Below are 20248 nucleotides of genomic sequence, written 5' to 3'. Positions count from 1 at the left end.
AGTGACTACAGGCACGAGCCTTTCCCGCAAGAAAGCGTCGCAACAAATTGAGTAAATATTCATCTGAGATCGCTTTTAAAAAACTATTCATTCACTTTATCGGTCGTCAAACCTTGAGGGATAGGATCGAACATGACTAAGTCCTTGCTATTTAATAAGTCCTCTGTTAATTGTAATTCAGCGATACGATTAGAATTGTAGTATTTTACATATAACGTACGTGACGTTAAGTTAAATACAGTTTGGTATAGCGTATAGTGGAATTCATGTTCAGAAGGGCGAACTGCTCCTTTAGGAATGCTAACGCTATCAAGCATTCTAAAAGCATCCAACACCGCATCATCACCATCGTCAGGCAACATATTACTTACAAGATAAGCTGCTCTTACATAACGTTCAGCTGAGGTATAACCACCTGGTAGTCCAGAGGTACCACTTTCATTGCCAATATATAAATTTTTATAGCGTTTATATTGTGGCTTGTAAGGCGTCACATTCGCATAATTCTTCAAGTTCTCGTAATGCCAATTTAAATCAGGACTATTTGTTAGTACACCAACTGGATTATCATGAACGACAATGCGACCTTCTACAAATGTAATCTCTACAGTACGACCAGTCGCATCAGAAATATGATAGTGTAAAGGTGGTGCTTCATTAATATCATTTAATGTATGTGCGACTACATTGACCTGATCAGCTTGCTCAATTAGTTCGGCAATCGTTTGGTTATATCCAAGTACCCATGTTAATACTTCGGTTTGAGAAATATTGATAAAGCCGTCACGTATGTCATGCGCATAGGATGCATAGCCACGGTTATATTGATTAGAAATCGCAAGACCATGCTCATTTACACCATCTCCGAAAATAAACCCTTCCATATCAGAACCAGCACCAGTGAAACCATACTTCGTTGTCCCTTTATAATCTACACGAGATTCCCAATAGTAGTGACGTGGTTGCACAGCTGGATGACCAGTTAAAGGATAATCATAATCCATCGTACGACCTAAAATAACATCACCGTTTTTAGCTTGAAACGTAAAACCTGTACACATATACAATAGCCTCCATATCCAAAGTGAGAATTATTATCAATTATAAGATGTCTGTTTTTGTTTTTCAATTTTAAAATATTTTCGGAAAAAGAGTCCTAAAATAAAAGTTAATATATACATACTAAAGCAAATAATATAGGCCCAAATAATACCATAATAGTCAACGATCATTGATATAACAAAAGTTCCAATAGCGAAGAAAATACTACTGAATAAATTGTTTAATATGTATGTAGAAGGAAGAATCTCTTTAGGCGTATAACGTTGAACTACCGAATTTAAAGAAATGTAACGCATATCTTCGAAAATGCCCATCAATAATGAAAATAATAAGACAATAATGATTGAATGATGGAGGATAAAGCTTAAATTAATAAATGCTAAGAGCACAGGAACGTAAATAATAATCGGGTAATTGATCTGCGTAAAGAAGCGATCTTTATAATTTATCCATAGGCCTGCAATAATTGTGCCACTAAAGAAAAAGGCATTAATCAGTCCAAACCAATAATCAGGAACGTGTAAATAAGTTCTTGTGTAAGTCAAAATAATTGCTGCAATCCAAATGGTTGTTGCGAATGATTCAAAAATGATAGAAATATTTAGATATAAACTTAGTTTATTGCGATAGTTATCATGGATAACGGTTTTAAAACTATTAAAAATCGTTTCCTTATCTGTTTTATAAACATGACGTTCTGAAAGGCGTAAAATAAAGTAATAGCTTACTATTTCTAGTATTAATGCAAATAAAAATAAGTACTTTGCACCGATAAGACTCATTAAGACACCGCCTAATGCCCAAGTAGACAGTTGAACAATGCTGCTCATCATATTCATCAAAGCGTTAGCAGAAGTGATTGCGTCTTTATTCTCAATAAAAGGAATCATTGAGTTCTTAATAGGATTTGTGAATCCGTCAAAAAGAGCATTGAAGAAAAGCAAAATAAATATAAAAGAAGGGGTCATTTCTATCATTAATAGAATGGCGATGCACGCTAAACTCACTAGTTTAAGAAATTGAAATATAGATAATACTTTCTTCTGAGTAAGGTATTGATAAATATAATTTGAAATAAAACTACTTACAAAAATACCTATAGTAAATATAATCGGAATTAAAGAAGCGGCTGTCGTCTGTGATGTCATGTTATAAACAACTGCAATTAAACCCACTATCGTTAAAATATCACCAGTATTAGCGAATAACTGACTATAAAGTAAATGGTAAAAATCTTTGCTATGCTTTGTCATAGAATCACCACATTTCAGAAGGGATTTTTTACACTATTATAGCATTGGGTAGTTATAAAAAAACGGGATATCAATTGGTGTCTCAGGCTATAAAGATATATTGGTAGTAGTTGACTGAATAAAAAATGCACTTGAATTAGGTTTTTTCAAACCTTGTCATCCTTGACGGTGGGCCCTAGCAAAGAGCATTTTATCAAGCAAATATACAAGTTAAGCAAACTGGGAGCGGGACAAAGAAATACATTTTGAAAAATATGATTTCTGTCCCGCTCCCTAATAAGATTAAGCCTAAAAAATAAGCGCTAGGAGGCAGTGTTTAACTGTCTCCTAACGCTTTTGTTCAGACCTCTATGCGTGTGCGTGTTCTGGTACGTCTTTAAAATTGTCTAAACGACGATTCCATTCTTCATCACTTATATTATTTTTAGCTACATAACGGTTACGTTCATGTTTCGCGCAATCATATGAACATGCGCCAAGATATTTAGCTTCATTTTCTTCTGAAACAAGAATTTGTTTGTTACATTCTGGATTAGCACAGTTAATGTAACGCTCACATGGTGTGCCGTCGAAGTGTTCTTTACCAATCACTGTTTTCTCAACTTGGTTGACGTCTACGCTAATACGTTCATCGAAGACGTACATTTTACCGTCCCAATATTCACCTTTAGTCTCAGGATCTTTACCATACGTTGCAATACCGCCATGCAATTGACCAACATTCTCGAAGCCTTCTTTTACTAACCAGCCTGAGAATTTTTCACAACGGATACCACCTGTACAATACGTTACGATATTTTTACCATCTAATTGGTCTTTATTCTCACGAATCCAATCTGGTAAATCTCTGAAACGTGTAATATCTGGACGGATTGCACCGCGGAAGTGACCTAAATCAAATTCATAGTCATTACGTGCATCTAAGATAACAGTATCTTCATCTTCCAATGCTTCTTTAAATTCACTAGGTGAATAGTATTTACCAGTTGTGACACGTGGATCAACATCGTCCTCTAAACCAAGTGCAACAATTTCATTTCTTGGGCGAACGTGCATTTTTTTGAAAGCATGACCTTCAGCTTCGTCAATTTTGAACGTCATATCTGCGAAACGTTCATCTGCATGCATATGTTCGATATATTGATCTGTATCTTCTTTCGTACCTGATAACGTACCATTGATACCTTCTGTAGACACTAGAATTCGACCTTTTAAGTTGTTTGCTTTACAGAATTCTAAATGCTCAGCAGCAAATGTTTCTGGGTCATCAATCGTTGTGTATTTGTAATATAATAACACTCTATAATCCATTTTCTGATTCTCCTCTAAAAATTATTATTTATCGTAAAGGCAAGCCATATCATTTAATGATTCATTCATTTATCTTTTTATAAAAATCAACATTATATTATTTTATCAAATTTACAATAACTTTCAATATTTCAGTTTTTAAAATAGGGCAATAGACCTATGTTAGAAGTATAATTACTTTTTGAAAACGATTACATGTAGTACGATAAGTAGAAAGTGTATTAAAGGATTATAATGAATGTAAACGATACTTTTCACAAAGGGAGGAAATATTAATAATGACAAATCAATCTTTACCAAAATTAACATATACTGGAGCATCTAAAAGCGCAGTACCAATTATTTCTGAAAGTGAATTACAAACGGTAACGGCAGAACCATGGTTGAAAATTTCAGATGAAGGATTGCAATTAGAAGGTCTCATCTTTGATAAAGATCATAATTTGTTCTTATGTGAAGTATTTGGCGGTAAAATTTTTAAAGTTGATATAAATACAAAAGAAGTTTCAACTGCATTTCAATCAACAAAACAAAATCCAGCTGCAGTCAAAATACATAAAGATGGACGATTATTTACATGTTATTTAGGTGACTTTGAGTCAACAGGCGGCATCTTCGCTACTGATGAACATGGTGAACAGTTTGAAGAAATTATTTCAGAACTCAACACAGAATATTGTATCGATGACATGGTCTTTGATAGTAAAGGTGGCTTCTATTTCACTGATTTCAGAGGGTATTCTACTAACCCTAAAGGTGGCGTCTACTACGTTTCGCCTGACTTCAAGACAGTAACACCAGTCATTCAGAATATTTCAGTAGCTAACGGAGTAGCGTTAAGTACGGATGAAAAAGTACTATGGGTGACAGAAACAACGACAAATCGACTTCATCGTATTCAATTGGAGGACGATGGTGTGACAATTGCACCATTTGGCGCAACGATTCCGTATTACTTTACTGGTCATGAAGGGCCAGACTCAGTATGTATCGATAGTGATGATAATTTATACGTAGCGATGTATGGGCAAGGACGTGTCTTAGTCTTTAATAAACGTGGCTATCCTATTGGTCAAATCTTAATGCCAGGGCGTGATGAAGGTAAAATGTTACGTTCAACACATCCACAATTTATTCCTGGAACAAACCAATTGCTCATTTGTACCAATGACATTGAGAATGGCTCAGAAGGTGGTTCTATGATTTATACCGTTGAAGCCTTTGCGAAAGGTCATGAAAGCTATCAATTTCAGTAAGTAATAAAAACTCAGAAAGATAGTAAATATCAATTATTTTAGAGTAAATAGAACAGTTTTCTATAAATAATCGTGAATTTATTAATTTATATGCTAATGTAGCATTTACTATATCAAAATTTGCAACGTAGAGTGATTTTACACTTTGGTGCTATAATCAAGGCGTCGCTAGCTCTTCCGGCGGTAATTTCGACGGAAGGAGGTGTGATGCCAATGGAGTTAATTTTTTTAACCATCATTGGTCCTGTTATTACAGGATGTATTGTTACGGCTTTTAAATATTGGTTAGACAACCGTAATAGAAAATAAGCGACATCGTCTAACACACCATAAAACCCCTCACTAGCGCAATAGTGAGGGGTTTGGTGTTGCCAATGGAATTAATTTATGAATGTATTATATCACTATGAGTAACTTATTGCAAGTTTAATTCGGCCAGCATAAAAGATTACTAAATAGAGCTTATTTACTAATCAAATGAAACTTTTTTAAATATCCAGTATACTGAAAAAGAATAATAAGACATCCGCATAAGTATGAAAGGAGTATATGATGAAAGACAATTGGATGAAATATAAAGATGACAGTCTTGTAGCATCATTCTATGATAGCCAGACCGCAACGTTTCAAGAACAAGGATTTGAAACTGAATTAGCATTTGGTACTGCCGGTATTCGTGGCCAGTTTGGACTTGGTCCAGGTCGATTAAATCGCTATACCATACAACGTCTGGCATTAGGAATTGCTAATTACTTAAACGATAAAGAAGATAATCCTTCAATTGTCATTCACTATGATATTCGTCATTTATCATCAGAATTCGCGCAAATTATTACGCAAATTTTGACTTCGAATGATATCAAAGTTTATCTGTCAGATGTGTATAAAACAACGCCACAACTCTCTTATGCTGTGCGATATTTGCAAACATCTGCAGGTATTATGATTACAGCAAGCCATAACCCTAAAGATTATAATGGCATCAAAGTTTATGGTGCAGATGGCGCACAATTAGATGAAGCTACGTCATTAGAAGTTGCTAACTATATCAATAACTTAGGTGATCCGCTTGAGTTAAATATTAAATTAAACCAAGAACGCATTGAGCAGAATACTAGTGATTTACCAGAAGCGGTTGATGATAGTTATATCAATAAAATTACACGGTTAGTAGGAGATATTCCACAATCTGAATTAAAGGTTGTTTATACGAGTTTACATGGTACCGGAGTACCGATTATTCCAGACGTGTTAAAGCATCTGAATTTTAAACAAGTCAGCTTAGTGCAATCACAATGTGAACTTGATCCGAATTTCAGTTCCGTGAAAAGTGCGAACCCCGAAGAACGCGAAGCCTTTGATTTAGCGATTCAACAAGCACATGATAGCGATGCGAATTTAATTATTGCAACAGATCCAGATGTCGATCGCATGGGGTTTGTTGAACGTTATACAGATGGACAAACATATTACTTTGGTGGTAGTGAAATCGGCGCATTACTCATTAAATATCTTCTCGAACACACGAATGTACCGAAGCATTCAGTTGTTATTCAATCTATTGTAAGTGGCGAGTTAGGTAAACGTCTTGCACAACAACATGGGGTCACTGTGAAGGAAGTCTTAATCGGCTTTAAGCATATTGCTAAAGCTATTCGTGAATTAGATGATACAGAATCTTTCCTATTCGCCTATGAAGAAAGCTATGGCTATTTGGCCGATGATTTCGTGCGAGACAAAGATGCTATTCAAATCGTGCCATTGATAATTAAGTATGCATCTATTTTGAAAAGTCAGGGCAAAACACTGCACGAGGCATTAAAAGAAATCCATAAAGAAGTAGGCCAGTATCGTGATAAACCGATGTCTAAAGTCTTTGAAGGTAAAGCAGGACAACAACAGATTAATGAATTAATGAATCAATTAAGACAGAATATTCCTGAAATCATAGCAGGATTAAACGTTGTTGCAGTGGAAGATTATAAGACATTAAAACGTGTAAATAAAGAAGATCATACTGAAGAAATAATACGATTACCTCAAGCGAATGTGATACGAATCATCTTTAAAGAAGGCTTTATTGCATTGAGACCATCAGGTACAGAACCTAAACTGAAGTTCTATCTCTCACTCAACGTCGATAACTTCGAACAAGTATCACAAGACATCTATAATTATATATTTGGCGATACTGAATAGCCTTTCTCAAATGTCTTTCCTAGTACAAAGACGGCATTTTGATGGCAAGACGCCACTAGGATTCGGATACGTCTTGAGACAAAAATGAAAACAAAAAGCGATGAATCACGACCATTTAACCTTTGTAAAAGGCTGGTCAAGTGCGTCATCGCTTTTTCAATCAAAGCAAGCAGGGAGCGGGACAACGATTTTAAAAAAATCTGTCCCGCTCCCTGTTCTGCTTTATTAATACTTTCTTAAAAAATTGATTTGTCGATCGTATAATTTATTCGCAATATAAGATTGCACCGTATTCAGAATCTCTTCAATTTCCTGTGTCATATTTGATAATACACGCACGGTAAAGCCATGTGTTGGCAATTGTGTTATACCAAGACGACAATCATATTGCTTCATATAACCTTTAATTTCGTCATACACTTCATCGATTAACTTTTGCGTCACGTCAGGATGAATAAAATAGGCTGAACCTAAATGTGTGTAATGCTCCATATAACCAATCGAACTAATCTCTGTTTCACTTGGATGCATACGCAAATTATCGTAAGTGACGAGTTCATCACCGACGTAAATTTCATTTAATAAATGCATATAATCATATGTGAAATGTTCATCACGCATAGAATAGCCAGGCGTCAAAATATCTGTATAATACATAGATGCCGTTTCATCTAACTTGAATATATTGTGCTGATAGAATTTCGCATGTTCGTAAGCAATAATCGGGTCACCAACATATTCCATATATCCATCTTTCGCTATATGGAATGTTTGATATTGTTCCACACGATCATTCAACGTCTTATAAATCTTCGTAGCACCTTGTGATGTGAGCGTCACTGCTGCGCCTTGATCTACATTGATATTCATTCGATATCGATCGCCATCTAAGTAACCACCGCCCACGTTCACAATATAGAACGTAGGCATCGTTGAATGGTTTAAATAGACTGGGCGAATGACTTTTAGCGCTTTTTCAAAGAAGATGTCGCGTGCAACAGAGCGTTTACCATTATTGAATACAGTTAAGTCTAACTGTCCAGTCCAAGGTTGTTCAATAGCTTGTTTCTTGTCTTCAGTCATTAAGATAGCCCTTTAAGCAATACATCACGTTCAATCCATTCAATTACATTATCTAAGCCATCATCAGTCTTAAGGTTAGTGAATGTGAATGGACGATTTCCTCTAAATGTCTTCGTATCTTCAGCCATTTGGTCTAATGACGCACCGACAAATTCCGCTAAGTCTGTTTTATTAATGACGAAGTAGTCAGATTTAATCATACCTTGACCACCTTTACGAGGAATTTTCTCACCTTGGGCTACATCGATAATATAAATTGAGAAATCTACTAATTCTGGACTGAATGTAGCGGCTAAGTTATCGCCACCAGATTCAATAAATATTAACTCAATGTCGTCATTACGTTCTAATAATTCATCAATCGCAGCAAAATTCATTGAAGCGTCTTCACGGATAGCTGTATGTGGACAGCCACCTGTTTCGACACCAATGATTCTATCTTCAGCTAACACGCCTGTATTAACCAAGATTTTTTGGTCTTCTTTAGTATAAATATCATTTGTGATAACACCGATACTTAATTCTTTAGACAGACGGCGGACTAATTTTTCTACTAATTGTGTTTTACCTGCACCAACAGGACCACCAATACCAATTTTAATTGGATTTGCCATAAATATTACCTCCTATGAAATAAAGATTCTCACATTAACGTTCTCATGTTCCATTTGATTAAGTTCTAATCCTGGTGCTGTCACACCAAAGTCTGATTCGTTCAATGTGAAGATATGTTGACGCGTACGTTCGATATGCGGAATCATATCTGACACAACTTGTTGCCCCGTTGTTTGACCAAGAGGGATTGCACGTACCGCATTCTGAGTTAAACTTGAAACATTTTGATACAAGTAATAATCAATAATCGTTTCGATATCAATACCTAAATGATGGCCTAACATTGTAAAGCAAATCGCTGGATGTAACTTAGCGCGCTTCTCAGTCATTTGCGTATGGTACCACGTCATCCATTCGCTATCATAAAGTTCCATAGCTAATTTCGCCATACGTGTGCCCATTTGTTTCGTGCCGACACGTGTTTCGCGAGGCAAACTTTGAACATAGATTAAGCGGTCTAATCTTAATACTTCTTCTGTATCTTCGTTTTCTAACGCTTGATAGACAAAACGCATAGCCAAACCGTCTGAGTAGGTTAATTGCTCATTTAAAAATAGCTGTAACCATGCTTTAAACGTCTTAGCATCTTTAACTACATCGCGTTGAATGTATGTTTCTAAACCAAATGAATGACTAAATGCACCTGTAGGAAATTGTGAATCACAGAACTGAAATAATCGAAGATGTGAATGATCAATCATGTGAATGTCCTATATGTCTGAAGGCTTTATTAACTTTACGGTCTTCATGACTATAAGGAATGCCTAATGATTTTAATAAATCTTCGACCAAATAATCATATTGTACGAGCATTTCAGTTTCTGTAAATTGTGCAGGTAAATGACGATTGCCAAGTTGATGTGCGATATCGCCCATTTCTTGTAACGTACGTGGTTTGATAACGAGTAAGTCTTCAGAATTCACATCAACCACAATCATATTTGTTTCGTCTTGATATAAAATATCACCATATTGTAAATCAATAGGTTGTTTTAAACGGATACCAATTTCTGTGCCATGATCTGTTGTTACACGTTGAATACGTTTAACTAAATCAGAGTTTTCTAAATAGACTTTTTCAACGTGCTTTTGTTTATCTTCAGCTGGTAAATTGGCAATGTTTCCTTGAATTTCTTCTATAATCATTAAACGTACCTCCTAGAATAAGAAGTATCTTTGAGTTAACGGTAATTCAGTAGCAGGTTCACTAGTCACTTTTTCGTCATCAACAAATACTTCATAAGTTTGTGGGTCTACATCAAGTTTAGGTGTAGCATCGTTATTCTTCATGTCTTTTTTCGTTAAATTACGAATGCCATGAACAGGTCGAACCATACGTTGTAGGTTTAAGCTACGGTAGATACCACTTTCGAATGCAGTTTTAGACACAAATGTAATGGCAGTATGCTGTAAATTGCCACCATATTGGCCATACATTTTACGATATTTTTGTGGCTCTGATGTTGGAATTGAACCGTTGGCATCGCCATTAACCGCTGCATTAATTAAACCGCCTTTTACAATTAGTTCAGGTTTAACACCGAAGAAGGCTGGTTCCCACATTACTAAATCTGCTAATTTACCACCTTCGATTGAACCCACATAGTCTGAAATACCATGTGTAATTGCAGGATTAATTGTATATTTAGCGATATAACGTTTAATACGGTTGTTATCATTGTATTCTGCATCACCATCTAAGAAACCGCGTTGTTCTTTCATACGGTGAGCGACTTGCCAAGTACGTGTTATCACTTCGCCTACACGTCCCATCGCTTGTGAGTCAGAACTTACCATACTAAAGACGCCCATATCTTGGAGTACATCTTCAGCTGCGATAGTTTCTTTTCTAATACGAGAATCTGCAAAGGCGATATCTTCAGGAATAGATGCGTTTAAGTGATGTGTAATCATTACCATATCTAAATGTTCGTCGACAGTATTTTGTGTGTAAGGTAATGTTGGGTTGGTAGATGAAGGTAAGATATTAGGATATGATGCGGATTTAATTAAGTCGGGCGCATGTCCACCACCTGCACCTTCAGTATGATACATGTGTAAGACACGTCCTTTAACTGCTGCCATTGTATCTTCCATAAATCCAGCTTCATTTAATGTATCAGCGTGAAGGGCAATTTGAACATCGAATTCATCTGCAACGGCTAATGCGTGATCAAGTGCTGATGGTGTTGCACCCCAGTCTTCATGAACTTTCAATCCAATAACACCTGCATGAATTTGTTCAATGAGCGCAGTGTGATTAACAGCTTGACCTTTACCAGTGAAACCAACGTTAATAGGGAGTTGCTCAGCTGCTTCAAGCATGCGATGTATATGCCAAGGGCCAGGGGTTACTGTCGTAGCTTTAGTACCTTCTGATGCACCAGTTCCGCCACCAATATGTGTAGTGATACCACTTTCAAGTGCTACTTCAGCTTGTTCTGGATTAATAAAGTGAACGTGTGTATCAATACCACCAGCTGTCACAATTTTACCTTCAGCTGAAATAATATCTGTTGTCGCACCAATAATGATATCAATATTATCCATAATATCTGGATTACCTGCTTGGCCAATAGCAAAGATGTAGCCATTTTTAATACCAATATCTGCTTTAACTACTTTATCGTAATCAATAATAACTGCATTTGTTATAACTAAATCTGCAACATAACGGTCGTCACGTGTCACGTTAGGATTTTGCCCCATACCGTCACGAATCGATTTACCGCCACCGAAAGTGACTTCATCTCCGTAACTTGTATAATCGTGTTCGACTTGAGCAAATAAATTTGTATCACCTAGACGAATTGAATCGCCTGTAGTCGGACCATAAAGACTGGTATATTGAGATTGCGTCATTTTAAAACTCATTAATCTTGTCCTCCTTTTTTATTGACGTTTTCTTCGCCTTCGTCATGAAATACACCGGCGTAGTCATCATTCTCGTCTGTAGGACGGTAAACGCGACTTTCATCAATTTTGCCATTCACTAAACCACGGAAACCATATATATTACGATGGCCTACATATTCAACAAGTTGAACTTTTTTCTCATCTCCTGGTTCGAAACGTACGGCTGCACCAGCGGGAATATCTAAGTGTTTGCCATAAGCTTTTTCACGTTCAAAATTTAATGCTTTATTAGCTTCAAAGAAGTGGAAGTGAGAACCAACTTGTACGGGACGGTCACCAGTATTTTTAACAACAAGTACCGTTTCCGCGCGTCCTTGATTAATTTCGATTTCAGTATTTTTAACTATAATTTCTCCAGGAATCATATTATTGCCTCCTTAGACGATTGGATGATGGACTGTAATGAGTTTTGTTCCATCTGGAAATGTTGCTTCGATTTCAATTTCTTTGATCATGCTTGCAACACCTTCCATGACATCTTCTTCATTTAGTATTGTTTTGCCATAGCTCATTAATTCGGCTACGGTTTTACCGTCTCTTGCACCTTCAAGTAATTCATCACTGATTAAAGCGAGTGCTTCAGGATGATTTAACTTTAAACCACGTGCTTTACGACGTCTTGCAACTTCTGCAGCTACAACAATCATCAACTTATCTTGTTCACGCTGAGTAAAATGCATATCTATTCCTTCTTTCCATTTGAAAATAACGTTCGTAGTCTTAATGTTAGAACTGTTAAGAATATTGTACAAGCAATATAGTCATACAATTATTTTAAATCCAAACTCTAATTGTATTTCTACATGATTAAATTTTGTAAAAGTATTTTGTAAGTTGTAGTAATAGTGCTAGAATTTAAAAGAATGAAGTGTAATAACAGAAGAGTAAGGTGAGTTTGTGAAGTATATTAATGTTTTTTTCAAAAATATAGCGCAAGTTGTGTTTATGAATAACAAATGGTCAGGGGTACTGATTTTAATTGGTTTGTTTGTGGCTCGATGGGAGATTGGTATAGCGGCTATGATAGGTAGCGTATTAGCGCTCTTATTGGCACCCTTCTTCAATTATAGTGAAGCGGAAATTCAAGATGGCTTAGCAGGGTATAATGCTGTGTTAACGGCTATTGGTTTAGCATTGTTCCTTCAGTCTACTATGGTAGCTTGGATTGTATTGCTGATTGCGACCATTTTAACGTTGCCTATGGGGGCGGCTATTAGAGAATGGTTAAAGCCTTTTGGTGTACCTATGCTAACATTTCCATTTGTATTGATGACATGGTTAGTGTTAGCAATGACGACACAATTTTCGAAATTAAAAGTGACAATTGATATATTGCCACAACAAGTAAAACATCCAGATATTAGTCATAATCATATCAGTTGGCTTAGTGGTATTACTACGAACTTCAGTGAAATCTTTCTAGTGACGTCTATACTGGGAAGTGTGTTAATTATAATAGGCATCTTTGTAGGATCAATCAAAGGTGGTATATACGCCATCATTTCCAGTATCTTAGCTGTTATCTTTATTGTGGCACTTGGTGGTGACTATCCATCTATTACGAATGGTTTATACGGCTATAACGCTATACTTACAGGTATTGCGTTGGGTGCGATATTTACGACGAAATTAAATACGTATATCGCAGTCATTACAGGGTTGTTATTAACTGTAGTAATGCATGGTGCACTCGCAACGTTACTTGCACCAGTAGGATTACCTGTATTTACGGCACCTTTCATATTTGCCACATGGATTGTGATATTCGCTGGCAAGGCATCAGTTGAAGAAACAAATTAAATGTTATAATAAAAAAACCATCAACCGACCAGGTATTCTGGTCGGTTGATGGTTGTTATGCAAGTAAGGCACTATTTATTTGCAGAATCTAATAATTTTTTCTTTAAATCTTTACGTTCAAAGTCAAGAGAATAGGGATCGTTTAACCAATACACACCCTCGTCAACTTTAAATGTTTGTCCTTTTTTAACTGCGTCTGTATTTTTCCAAACATCTTTATTTTCGAATGAAAGGTCAGCCCCTTTAGCAACAGGTGTTACGACATAATCACCAGCCATTTCTGGAATTTGTTCCGCAGAAATATCAGCTAAATCTTCTTTTTTAGTTGCACTTTCAACTTTACTTGGCATTTTTAGGCCGAATGAATCGTAAAGTACTTCGCTACCGTGACCATAAGTTTTACCTAGAACATAGATTTTTTTATCGAAATCTTTGATGATTGAGACAGTAGCGTCTTCACCAATGGCATCCTTAATTTCTTTACCATCATCTTTCGTTTTATCTTCCCATTGATCTACCCATTTTTGCGCTTTATCTTCTTTACCGATAATTTTACCTAACTCTAAATGTTGTTCTTTATAATCATGCTTCATATAATCAAATGCGACAGTAGGTGCGATTTTTTTCAATTTTTTCAAGTTTTTGTCAGTATTATAAGTAATGATTAAATCTGGTTTGGCTTTAGCTACAGCTTCAACGTTTTCAGGATTAATTTTCTTAACATCTTTAAATTTATCTTTTAATACTGAACTATCATCCACATTTTTAGCTACAGCTTGAATGTTAGCATCAAGTTCTTTTAAACCACCGGCATACGTTGTACCTAAAACAACGATTCGTTTAGGTTCCTTAGGAATTTTAATTTTATCCCCATCGTCAGTTGTATAAGATTTAGTATCTTCTTTAGCATCATTAGAATGATTATTATCGCTATTATTACCACAAGCAGCTAAGGCTAAAATAAATACTAACGCCACAGCAAATAATTTTCTCAAAACATCCATCTCCTTTTATATGTATAATGCAATTATATAGGAAATTAAAATGAAGCAAAAGGTGAAATAGAATGACATTAGATAGTCACGATAAAATTGCGATAGTGCTCATCATAGTATTTGTATTCATTAGTACATTTTCAATGCCGGAAATTTACGAATTAATATTAAAGAGCATTATTGTTCTAGCCATTGTAGTTAATTTAGTTATGAAATTCATTGAAAAGCGTAAAAACAAATAATTTAATATTAAATAAAATTAATGTCATGTAAAAATTACATTAAGTTATAAATGATATGTTATGCATAGTATAAAAATATTATATAATATTCAGTGATCGGCATAAAATCACTTTGTTATATAAAGGAGTAAATGCATGACTAAGAAATATTTGTTGAGTGTATTCACAGTTGTTCTAGCCATTGTTTTATGTGCATGTCAATCGACATCACACACGCAAGATAAAAAAGCGCAACAAGCATCGCAAAATAAAGAAGCAAACATGTATGCGAAAAAGAAAAGTTCTGGACAAGAAGATTGGGTTGAATATAAAGGTGATGTGGCGCATGTCTTTTTTCATCCGTTAATTACAGATCCTAAGATCGCATTCACTGGTGAAGCAAATCAAGCAAAAGGTAATAATGATTGGATGATTACTGTTAATGAATTTAAACGTTCACTTGATGAGTTATATCAGCATCATTACATATTAATTGATCCACATGATGCTTACGATTTTAATTCTAAACCTATTAAGAAGAAAACATTAAAGCTGCCTAAAGGAAAGAAACCATTAATTTTATCCATTGATGATATGAATTACTATGATTATATGAGAGGAAACGGCTATGCAGACCGCTTAGTCTTAGACAAATCTAATCACGTTGTATCTGAAACAAAAGGTAAAGATGGGAAAGTAACACAAAGTGAAACGAATGATATCGTTCCGATTCTAAATCGCTTTGTGAAAGATCATCCCGATTTCTCACTGAATGGACAAAAGGGTGTCGTTGGTTTAACAGGTTATAACGGTGTACTTGGATATCGTACCAATGAGTTAGACAGCAAAGATTATCATGAGCGAAAAGAACAAGCAATCAAAGTTACAAACGCAATGAAACGTGACGGTTGGACATTTGCAAGTCATTCTTGGGGGCACATTGATTTTGCCAATAGTTCATATGATCGTATTGTGAAAGATACCGAACGTTGGAAGAAAGAAGTCACACCAATCATTGGACAAACAGATTTATTTATTTTCCCTCATGGCGCGCAAGATAGGGGCTCTGCAGGTTATCAATATCTAGAGCATAAAGCTGGTTTCAAATATTTAGCGGGCGTAGGTCCTAATAACTTTACTGATATCGGTGAGTATAGTGTATATCAAGATCGTGTTGCTATCGATGGTTTGAATCTTTATGACTTCAAATACAAGTTGAAACCATTTGTAGACCCTGACAAGGTTTATAGCAAGGAAGATCGTAGTTATTTTAAAGGTGACAAAGCGTATAAATAATCAGAAGTCACAGGCACATAACTCATCGCTATGACAAATGACAGCGAAATGAGCATGAGACATTAATAATATGATGATGCTATTTTGCAAATTCGCAGTAGCTGACTGAACTAAAAATACGCTTAAATCAAGCTTTTCTCAGTTCTAGTCATCCTTGCGGGCGGGGCCCCAACACAAAAAATCACGAAAGTGATTTTACAAGCAAAGCAAGCTGGGAGCGGACGACGAATTTAAAAAGAATTCTGTTCCACTCCCTTTAATTTGGTTAAATCATTAAAAATGAGAGTTGATCATCTTAATAAGAAACAGCATTCTAAGATTATGCGTTTATATATAGTTGTATTATCCATATAATATTGTTATAAAAGATATTGTACAATATTATAAATATTTAAAAAGAGGGGATATATTGTTTAGTAAATTTGTAAAGGGGATAGGCGCCATCATTACGATAGCGCTATTACATACGTCGATAAGTTACGCGAGTGAATCGCCAGTAACGATTGCTAATAAAGAAAAACATAGTAGCATAAGCACGAAATATCAGCCGAGTGGTGTCATGTTGACTACAGATCAAGGGCAAATTTTATATCATTACCAGGGAAATCAACATGTTGATCCGGCATCTATGTCTAAAATGATGACCTTATATTTAACATATGAAGCCATTGACAATGGAAGATTAAAGCTTAACGATAAAGTAAAAATTACCAATCATTATGCAACTCTGTCTAATTTACCAAATTTATCATCAGTATCATTGCAACAAGGTCAAGTATATACGATCGAAGCATTAATCAAACAAACAACATTAGCATCAAGCAATGCTGCTGCGATGATATTAGGTGAGAAGATTAGTGGTAATAATGATGCATTTACTAACAAAATGAATCAACAAGCGCAATCATTTCATATGACAAATACAAATTTTGTCAATCCTGCTGGCGCGCAGAATAGCTTGTTAGGTCAATACGCACCATCTAAATTTAAAAACCAAGAATATCCTAAAAGTACAGCGAAAGATATGAACATTTTAATGCAACAGCTTATTTCAAAGCATCCTGAAGTATTGCAAATATCTAAGTTGACACAAGATACACAACAAGGCAATACGTTTAAGAGTACAAATCTATCATTAAAAGGCCAACCGCTTTATTTACCTGGTACGGATGGGTTGAAGACAGGTACAAGTAATAAAGGCTATAACATCGCATTAACCAATAAGCAAAATCACTTGCGTTTAAACGAAACGGTCATGAACGTTCAACCTTATGGCGATGAAAATGCAAAATATAATAGAAATCGAATAGGGAACAACATTATTAAACAATATCGCCAAAAATATGAATACAAGAAAGTATTAACTGAAGGTGACCATGAAATTGATGGCAAGAAATATCATGTTAAGAAAGATTTATATGATATCGTGCCAAAGGATAACGCTCAGTGGCATATAGCCATCAATAAAGATGGCAAAGCCTATGTTCATTATCATAGGGATTTCTTATCAGGTAGTGACTACCCACGCGTTGCTGCAGATAAAAAATGGAAATGGTTCTAAATCGATAAATTAAATTAGAAAAAATGTCGCTAAGCTTTCAACTTGGCGACATTTTTCAAATTATGAAATACCTTAAATAAAGGGCGTTTTATCTCAGTTTCTTCAAATGGATTTCTCTAGCACCACATATCATATTCACAATTTCATTCGTTACTTTATCAATCGATTGTTGTTGTCCATGTTGAATCCAGTTCGTTATAACGCTTAAAATTCCCCCAGTTAAAAATTCTCCATATATGGTTACATCTACATAAAATTGTCCACTCTGTCGATCAAATTCAATTTGCTTTTGAACGGCTTTATAGATTTGTTCATAAAAAATCGTATAAACTTCGCCGTAAAAATTGAGAGTTATAACGCTACGGACCATGTCTTTATTATCGTGAATAAATGTCAAAACATCTCTCATCAATTTCTCGAAAAATTGTCTTGGATTATCAGGATTAATGTCTGGTAAATATAACGCTCTAAAATGATCAATTAATGTGCCGACGACATGATTTAACAAATCATATTTATCACTAAAATGACGATAAAACGTAGATCGTCGTACGTTAGCTTTGGTACATAAGTCCTGAACTGTAATCTGTTCAAATGATTTTGATTGCAATAGTTCAGAAAATGAAGTAATTAGCGCTTGATGTGTCTTTTGGACGCGTAAATCTTGTTTGTTCAACATCATCACTCCTCATATCGGACAGTTTAATTAAAATGTCGCTTATGTTACAAAACCACATAAGTGACGCACAATTCTTAGCCTTCCGCATTTTATAATACAGTCGAAGGGTAGATTAATTTCTTTAAGATTACTAATAGTTTACTACTTTTCAATCTAAAAATTAAAAATAATGAACATTTGGGAAGTGATATGTATGTACTATAGTAACGGGAATTATGAAGCATTTGCCCGTCCTAAAAAACCAGAAAATGTCGCGCATAAATCCGCTTATCTTATTGGTTCTGGATTAGCCTCGTTAGCTGCTGCATGTTTCTTGATTAGAGATGGACAAATGGATGGGTCAAAAATCCATGTTTTAGAAGAATTATCTAAACCTGGTGGAAGTTTAGATGGCGATGAGCTTCCTTTAAAAGGCTATGTTGTTAGAGGCGGAAGAGAAATGGAAAATCATTTCGAATGTTTATGGGATTTATTTCGCTCCATCCCATCGCTTGAAATGGACAATGCTTCCGTATTAGATGAGTTTTATTGGTTAAATAAAGAAGATCCTAATTACTCACGTTGTCGTGTTATTGAGAAAAGGGGACATCAGTTACCTACTGATGGTGATTTTACTTTGACGCCACAAGCGATTAAAGAAATCATACATTTATGTTTAATGAAAGAAGAAGCATTAAATGATGTGACGATTACGGATGTTTTCTCAAATGATTTTATGCATTCGAATTTCTGGATTTATTGGAAAACAATGTTCGCATTTGAACCATGGCACTCTGCGATGGAGATGCGTCGATATTTAATGCGCTTTGTACATCATATTGGAGGATTAGCGGATTTCAGTGCCCTTAAATTCACCAAATATAATCAATATGAATCACTTGTTCTTCCTATGATTGCCTACTTAGAGTCCCACGGTGTGCAATTTCAATATGATGTCCAAGTCATGAATATTAAAGTCGATATCACAACAACAGAAAAAGTTGCTCGTGAAATACAACTTAAACGTTCAGGTAAAGATGAAGTTATTCCTCTAACGCCAAATGATTTAGTATTTGTTACGAATGGTAGTATTACTGAAAGTTCAACATATGGAGATAACAACACCCCCGCACCCCCTACAAAAGATATCGGCGGTAGTTGGACATTGTGGCGTAATCTTGCCAAACAGAGTCCTGAGTTTGGTTGTCCCGAAAAGTTCTATCATCATTTACCGGACAAAAGTTGGTTTGTATCAGCAACTGCGACGACGAATAACAAGACAATTATTAATACTATCGAGCACATTTGTAAACGAGATCCTTTAGCCGGCAAGACAGTGACAGGTGGGATTGTTACTGTGAATGATTCTAAATGGCAATTGAATTTTACTGTAAATCGTCAACAACAATTTAAAAGCCAACCCGACGATGAGGTGAGCGTTTGGATTTACGCGTTATATTCAAACGTGAATGGTGACTTTATCAATAAACCAATCACTGAGTGCAGTGGAAATGAAATTTGCCAAGAATGGCTATATCATATGGGCGTACCTATCAATCAAATTGAAGACCTCGCTAAAAATCAATGTAATACGATACCAGTCTATATGCCATATATCTGTTCTTATTTTATGCCTAGAGCTGTTGGAGACAGACCACTTGTTGTGCCTAAAAATGCTCGCAACATAGCCTTTATTGGTAATTTTGCAGAAACAGAAAGAGATACTGTCTTTACCACTGAATATTCGGTAAGAACTGCTATGGAAGCAGTCTACCAATTGTTGGGCATAGATAGAGGTGTCCCTGAAGTGGTTGCAACAGAATTTGACCTTCGCATATTGATGGATGCCTTATATGAACTCACCGACCGTAAAAATTTATTAGAACTCACCGAACATAACAAAATACAGCAACTCGCCCTCAACACTTTCTTGAAGAAGATTAAAGGCACATATATCGAAGCATTGTTGCAACAACACAAGTTACTATAAGTGTAGATACAAATGCTTAATGGCAGAACTCA

At 35.5% G+C, this 20248-nt stretch carries 20 protein-coding genes; 8 read left to right on the top strand and 12 right to left on the bottom strand.

Translation table 11 applies throughout. The features are described 5' to 3' along the window. Window positions 1–83: 83 nt before the first annotated feature. From KA878_RS03015 to trhO, 3 genes are all read right to left on the bottom strand, one after another. Window positions 84–1061: a choloylglycine hydrolase family protein gene (locus KA878_RS03015; protein ID WP_193838791.1), complete on the bottom strand. Its 978-nt coding sequence runs from the start codon at window positions 1059–1061 to the stop codon at window positions 84–86. Window positions 1062–1097: 36 nt separating this feature from the next. Further along, window positions 1098–2315: an MFS transporter gene (locus KA878_RS03010; protein ID WP_193838792.1), complete on the bottom strand. Its 1218-nt coding sequence runs from the start codon at window positions 2313–2315 to the stop codon at window positions 1098–1100. A 348-nt stretch (window positions 2316–2663) separates the two neighbouring features. Beyond that, window positions 2664–3626, bottom strand: a complete 963-nt coding sequence (trhO, locus tag KA878_RS03005; protein WP_053030041.1) for an oxygen-dependent tRNA uridine(34) hydroxylase TrhO — start codon at window positions 3624–3626, stop codon at window positions 2664–2666. A gap of 278 nt (window positions 3627–3904) precedes the next feature. Between trhO and KA878_RS03000 the strand changes: the two genes are divergently transcribed. The 3 genes from KA878_RS03000 (at window position 3905) to KA878_RS02990 (ending at window position 7081) form a co-directional block, all read left to right on the top strand. Beyond that, a complete protein-coding gene (locus KA878_RS03000) occupies window positions 3905–4882 on the top strand; it encodes an SMP-30/gluconolactonase/LRE family protein (RefSeq protein WP_193838793.1) in 978 nt (325 codons plus the stop codon). 207 nt (window positions 4883–5089) lie between these two features. Next, window positions 5090–5191: a type I toxin-antitoxin system Fst family toxin gene (locus KA878_RS02995; RefSeq protein WP_275126180.1), complete on the top strand. Its 102-nt coding sequence runs from the start codon at window positions 5090–5092 to the stop codon at window positions 5189–5191. A gap of 243 nt (window positions 5192–5434) precedes the next feature. Further along, the gene (locus KA878_RS02990; protein ID WP_193838794.1) at window positions 5435–7081 is read left to right on the top strand and encodes a phospho-sugar mutase; all 1647 of its coding nucleotides are present in this window, start codon (window positions 5435–5437) and stop codon (window positions 7079–7081) included. 225 nt (window positions 7082–7306) lie between these two features. On the opposite strand, the gene KA878_RS02985 is transcribed toward KA878_RS02990, so the two are convergent. Genes KA878_RS02985 through KA878_RS02955 form a run of 7 tightly spaced genes read right to left on the bottom strand, consistent with a single transcriptional unit; the run spans window position 7307 to window position 12375 of the window. Beyond that, the gene (locus tag KA878_RS02985) at window positions 7307–8164 is read right to left on the bottom strand and encodes an urease accessory protein UreD (RefSeq protein ID WP_193838795.1); all 858 of its coding nucleotides are present in this window, start codon (window positions 8162–8164) and stop codon (window positions 7307–7309) included. Then, entirely contained in the window at window positions 8164–8778 is a 615-nt protein-coding gene (gene ureG, locus KA878_RS02980) for an urease accessory protein UreG (protein WP_193838796.1), read from the bottom strand. The genes KA878_RS02985 and ureG overlap by 1 nt, the downstream gene beginning before the upstream one ends. 12 nt (window positions 8779–8790) lie before the next feature. After that, window positions 8791–9480: an urease accessory protein UreF gene (locus KA878_RS02975; protein ID WP_193838797.1), complete on the bottom strand. Its 690-nt coding sequence runs from the start codon at window positions 9478–9480 to the stop codon at window positions 8791–8793. After that, window positions 9473–9925, bottom strand: coding sequence for an urease accessory protein UreE (ureE, locus tag KA878_RS02970; RefSeq protein ID WP_107629269.1), 453 nt, complete (start codon window positions 9923–9925; stop codon window positions 9473–9475). Before ureE ends, KA878_RS02975 begins: the two co-directional genes overlap by 8 nt. 12 nt (window positions 9926–9937) lie before the next feature. Next, window positions 9938–11653, bottom strand: a complete 1716-nt coding sequence (ureC, locus tag KA878_RS02965; protein ID WP_193838798.1) for an urease subunit alpha — start codon at window positions 11651–11653, stop codon at window positions 9938–9940. Further along, entirely contained in the window at window positions 11653–12060 is a 408-nt protein-coding gene (locus KA878_RS02960; protein ID WP_053030033.1) for an urease subunit beta, read from the bottom strand. The genes ureC and KA878_RS02960 overlap by 1 nt, the downstream gene beginning before the upstream one ends. Before the next feature lie 12 nt (window positions 12061–12072). Beyond that, window positions 12073–12375 carry an urease subunit gamma gene (locus KA878_RS02955; RefSeq protein WP_053030032.1) on the bottom strand — a complete coding sequence of 101 codons (303 nt, stop codon included), beginning with the start codon at window positions 12373–12375 and terminating at the stop codon, window positions 12073–12075. A 217-nt stretch (window positions 12376–12592) separates the two neighbouring features. Here KA878_RS02955 and yut point away from each other — a divergent pair, with 217 nt between their 5' ends. Continuing rightward, complete coding sequence (gene yut / locus KA878_RS02950) at window positions 12593–13495, top strand: urea transporter (RefSeq protein WP_193838799.1); 903 nt, start codon at window positions 12593–12595, stop codon at window positions 13493–13495. A 71-nt stretch (window positions 13496–13566) separates the two neighbouring features. Here yut and KA878_RS02945 read toward each other — a convergent pair whose 3' ends face one another. After that, window positions 13567–14490, bottom strand: coding sequence for an ABC transporter substrate-binding protein (locus KA878_RS02945; protein WP_193838800.1), 924 nt, complete (start codon window positions 14488–14490; stop codon window positions 13567–13569). 71 nt (window positions 14491–14561) lie between these two features. Here KA878_RS02945 and KA878_RS02940 point away from each other — a divergent pair, with 71 nt between their 5' ends. The 3 genes from KA878_RS02940 to pbp4 all read left to right on the top strand — a co-directional run bounded on the left by KA878_RS02940 (window position 14562) and on the right by pbp4 (window position 17568). Beyond that, a complete protein-coding gene (locus KA878_RS02940; RefSeq protein ID WP_154392021.1) occupies window positions 14562–14732 on the top strand; it encodes a hypothetical protein in 171 nt (56 codons plus the stop codon). A 135-nt stretch (window positions 14733–14867) separates the two neighbouring features. Next, the gene (locus KA878_RS02935; RefSeq protein WP_193838801.1) at window positions 14868–16007 is read left to right on the top strand and encodes a polysaccharide deacetylase family protein; all 1140 of its coding nucleotides are present in this window, start codon (window positions 14868–14870) and stop codon (window positions 16005–16007) included. 409 nt (window positions 16008–16416) lie between these two features. After that, window positions 16417–17568 (top strand): penicillin-binding protein PBP4, encoded by a 1152-nt coding sequence (gene pbp4 / locus KA878_RS02930; protein ID WP_193838802.1) that lies wholly within the window; start codon window positions 16417–16419, stop codon window positions 17566–17568. 88 nt (window positions 17569–17656) lie between these two features. On the opposite strand, the gene KA878_RS02925 is transcribed toward pbp4, so the two are convergent. Continuing rightward, window positions 17657–18244 (bottom strand): TetR/AcrR family transcriptional regulator, encoded by a 588-nt coding sequence (locus KA878_RS02925; RefSeq protein ID WP_193838803.1) that lies wholly within the window; start codon window positions 18242–18244, stop codon window positions 17657–17659. Window positions 18245–18440: 196 nt separating this feature from the next. Here KA878_RS02925 and KA878_RS02920 point away from each other — a divergent pair, with 196 nt between their 5' ends. Beyond that, window positions 18441–20216 carry an oleate hydratase gene (locus KA878_RS02920; protein WP_193838804.1) on the top strand — a complete coding sequence of 592 codons (1776 nt, stop codon included), beginning with the start codon at window positions 18441–18443 and terminating at the stop codon, window positions 20214–20216. Window positions 20217–20248: the final 32 nt, after the last annotated feature.

The sequence above is a fragment of the Staphylococcus sp. GDY8P57P genome (assembly GCF_017892585.1).
GTDB lineage: Bacteria > Bacillota > Bacilli > Staphylococcales > Staphylococcaceae > Staphylococcus > Staphylococcus borealis.
The sequence above is the reverse complement of the archived record's forward strand: the minus strand, read 5'-3'. Positions and strand labels throughout refer to the sequence as shown.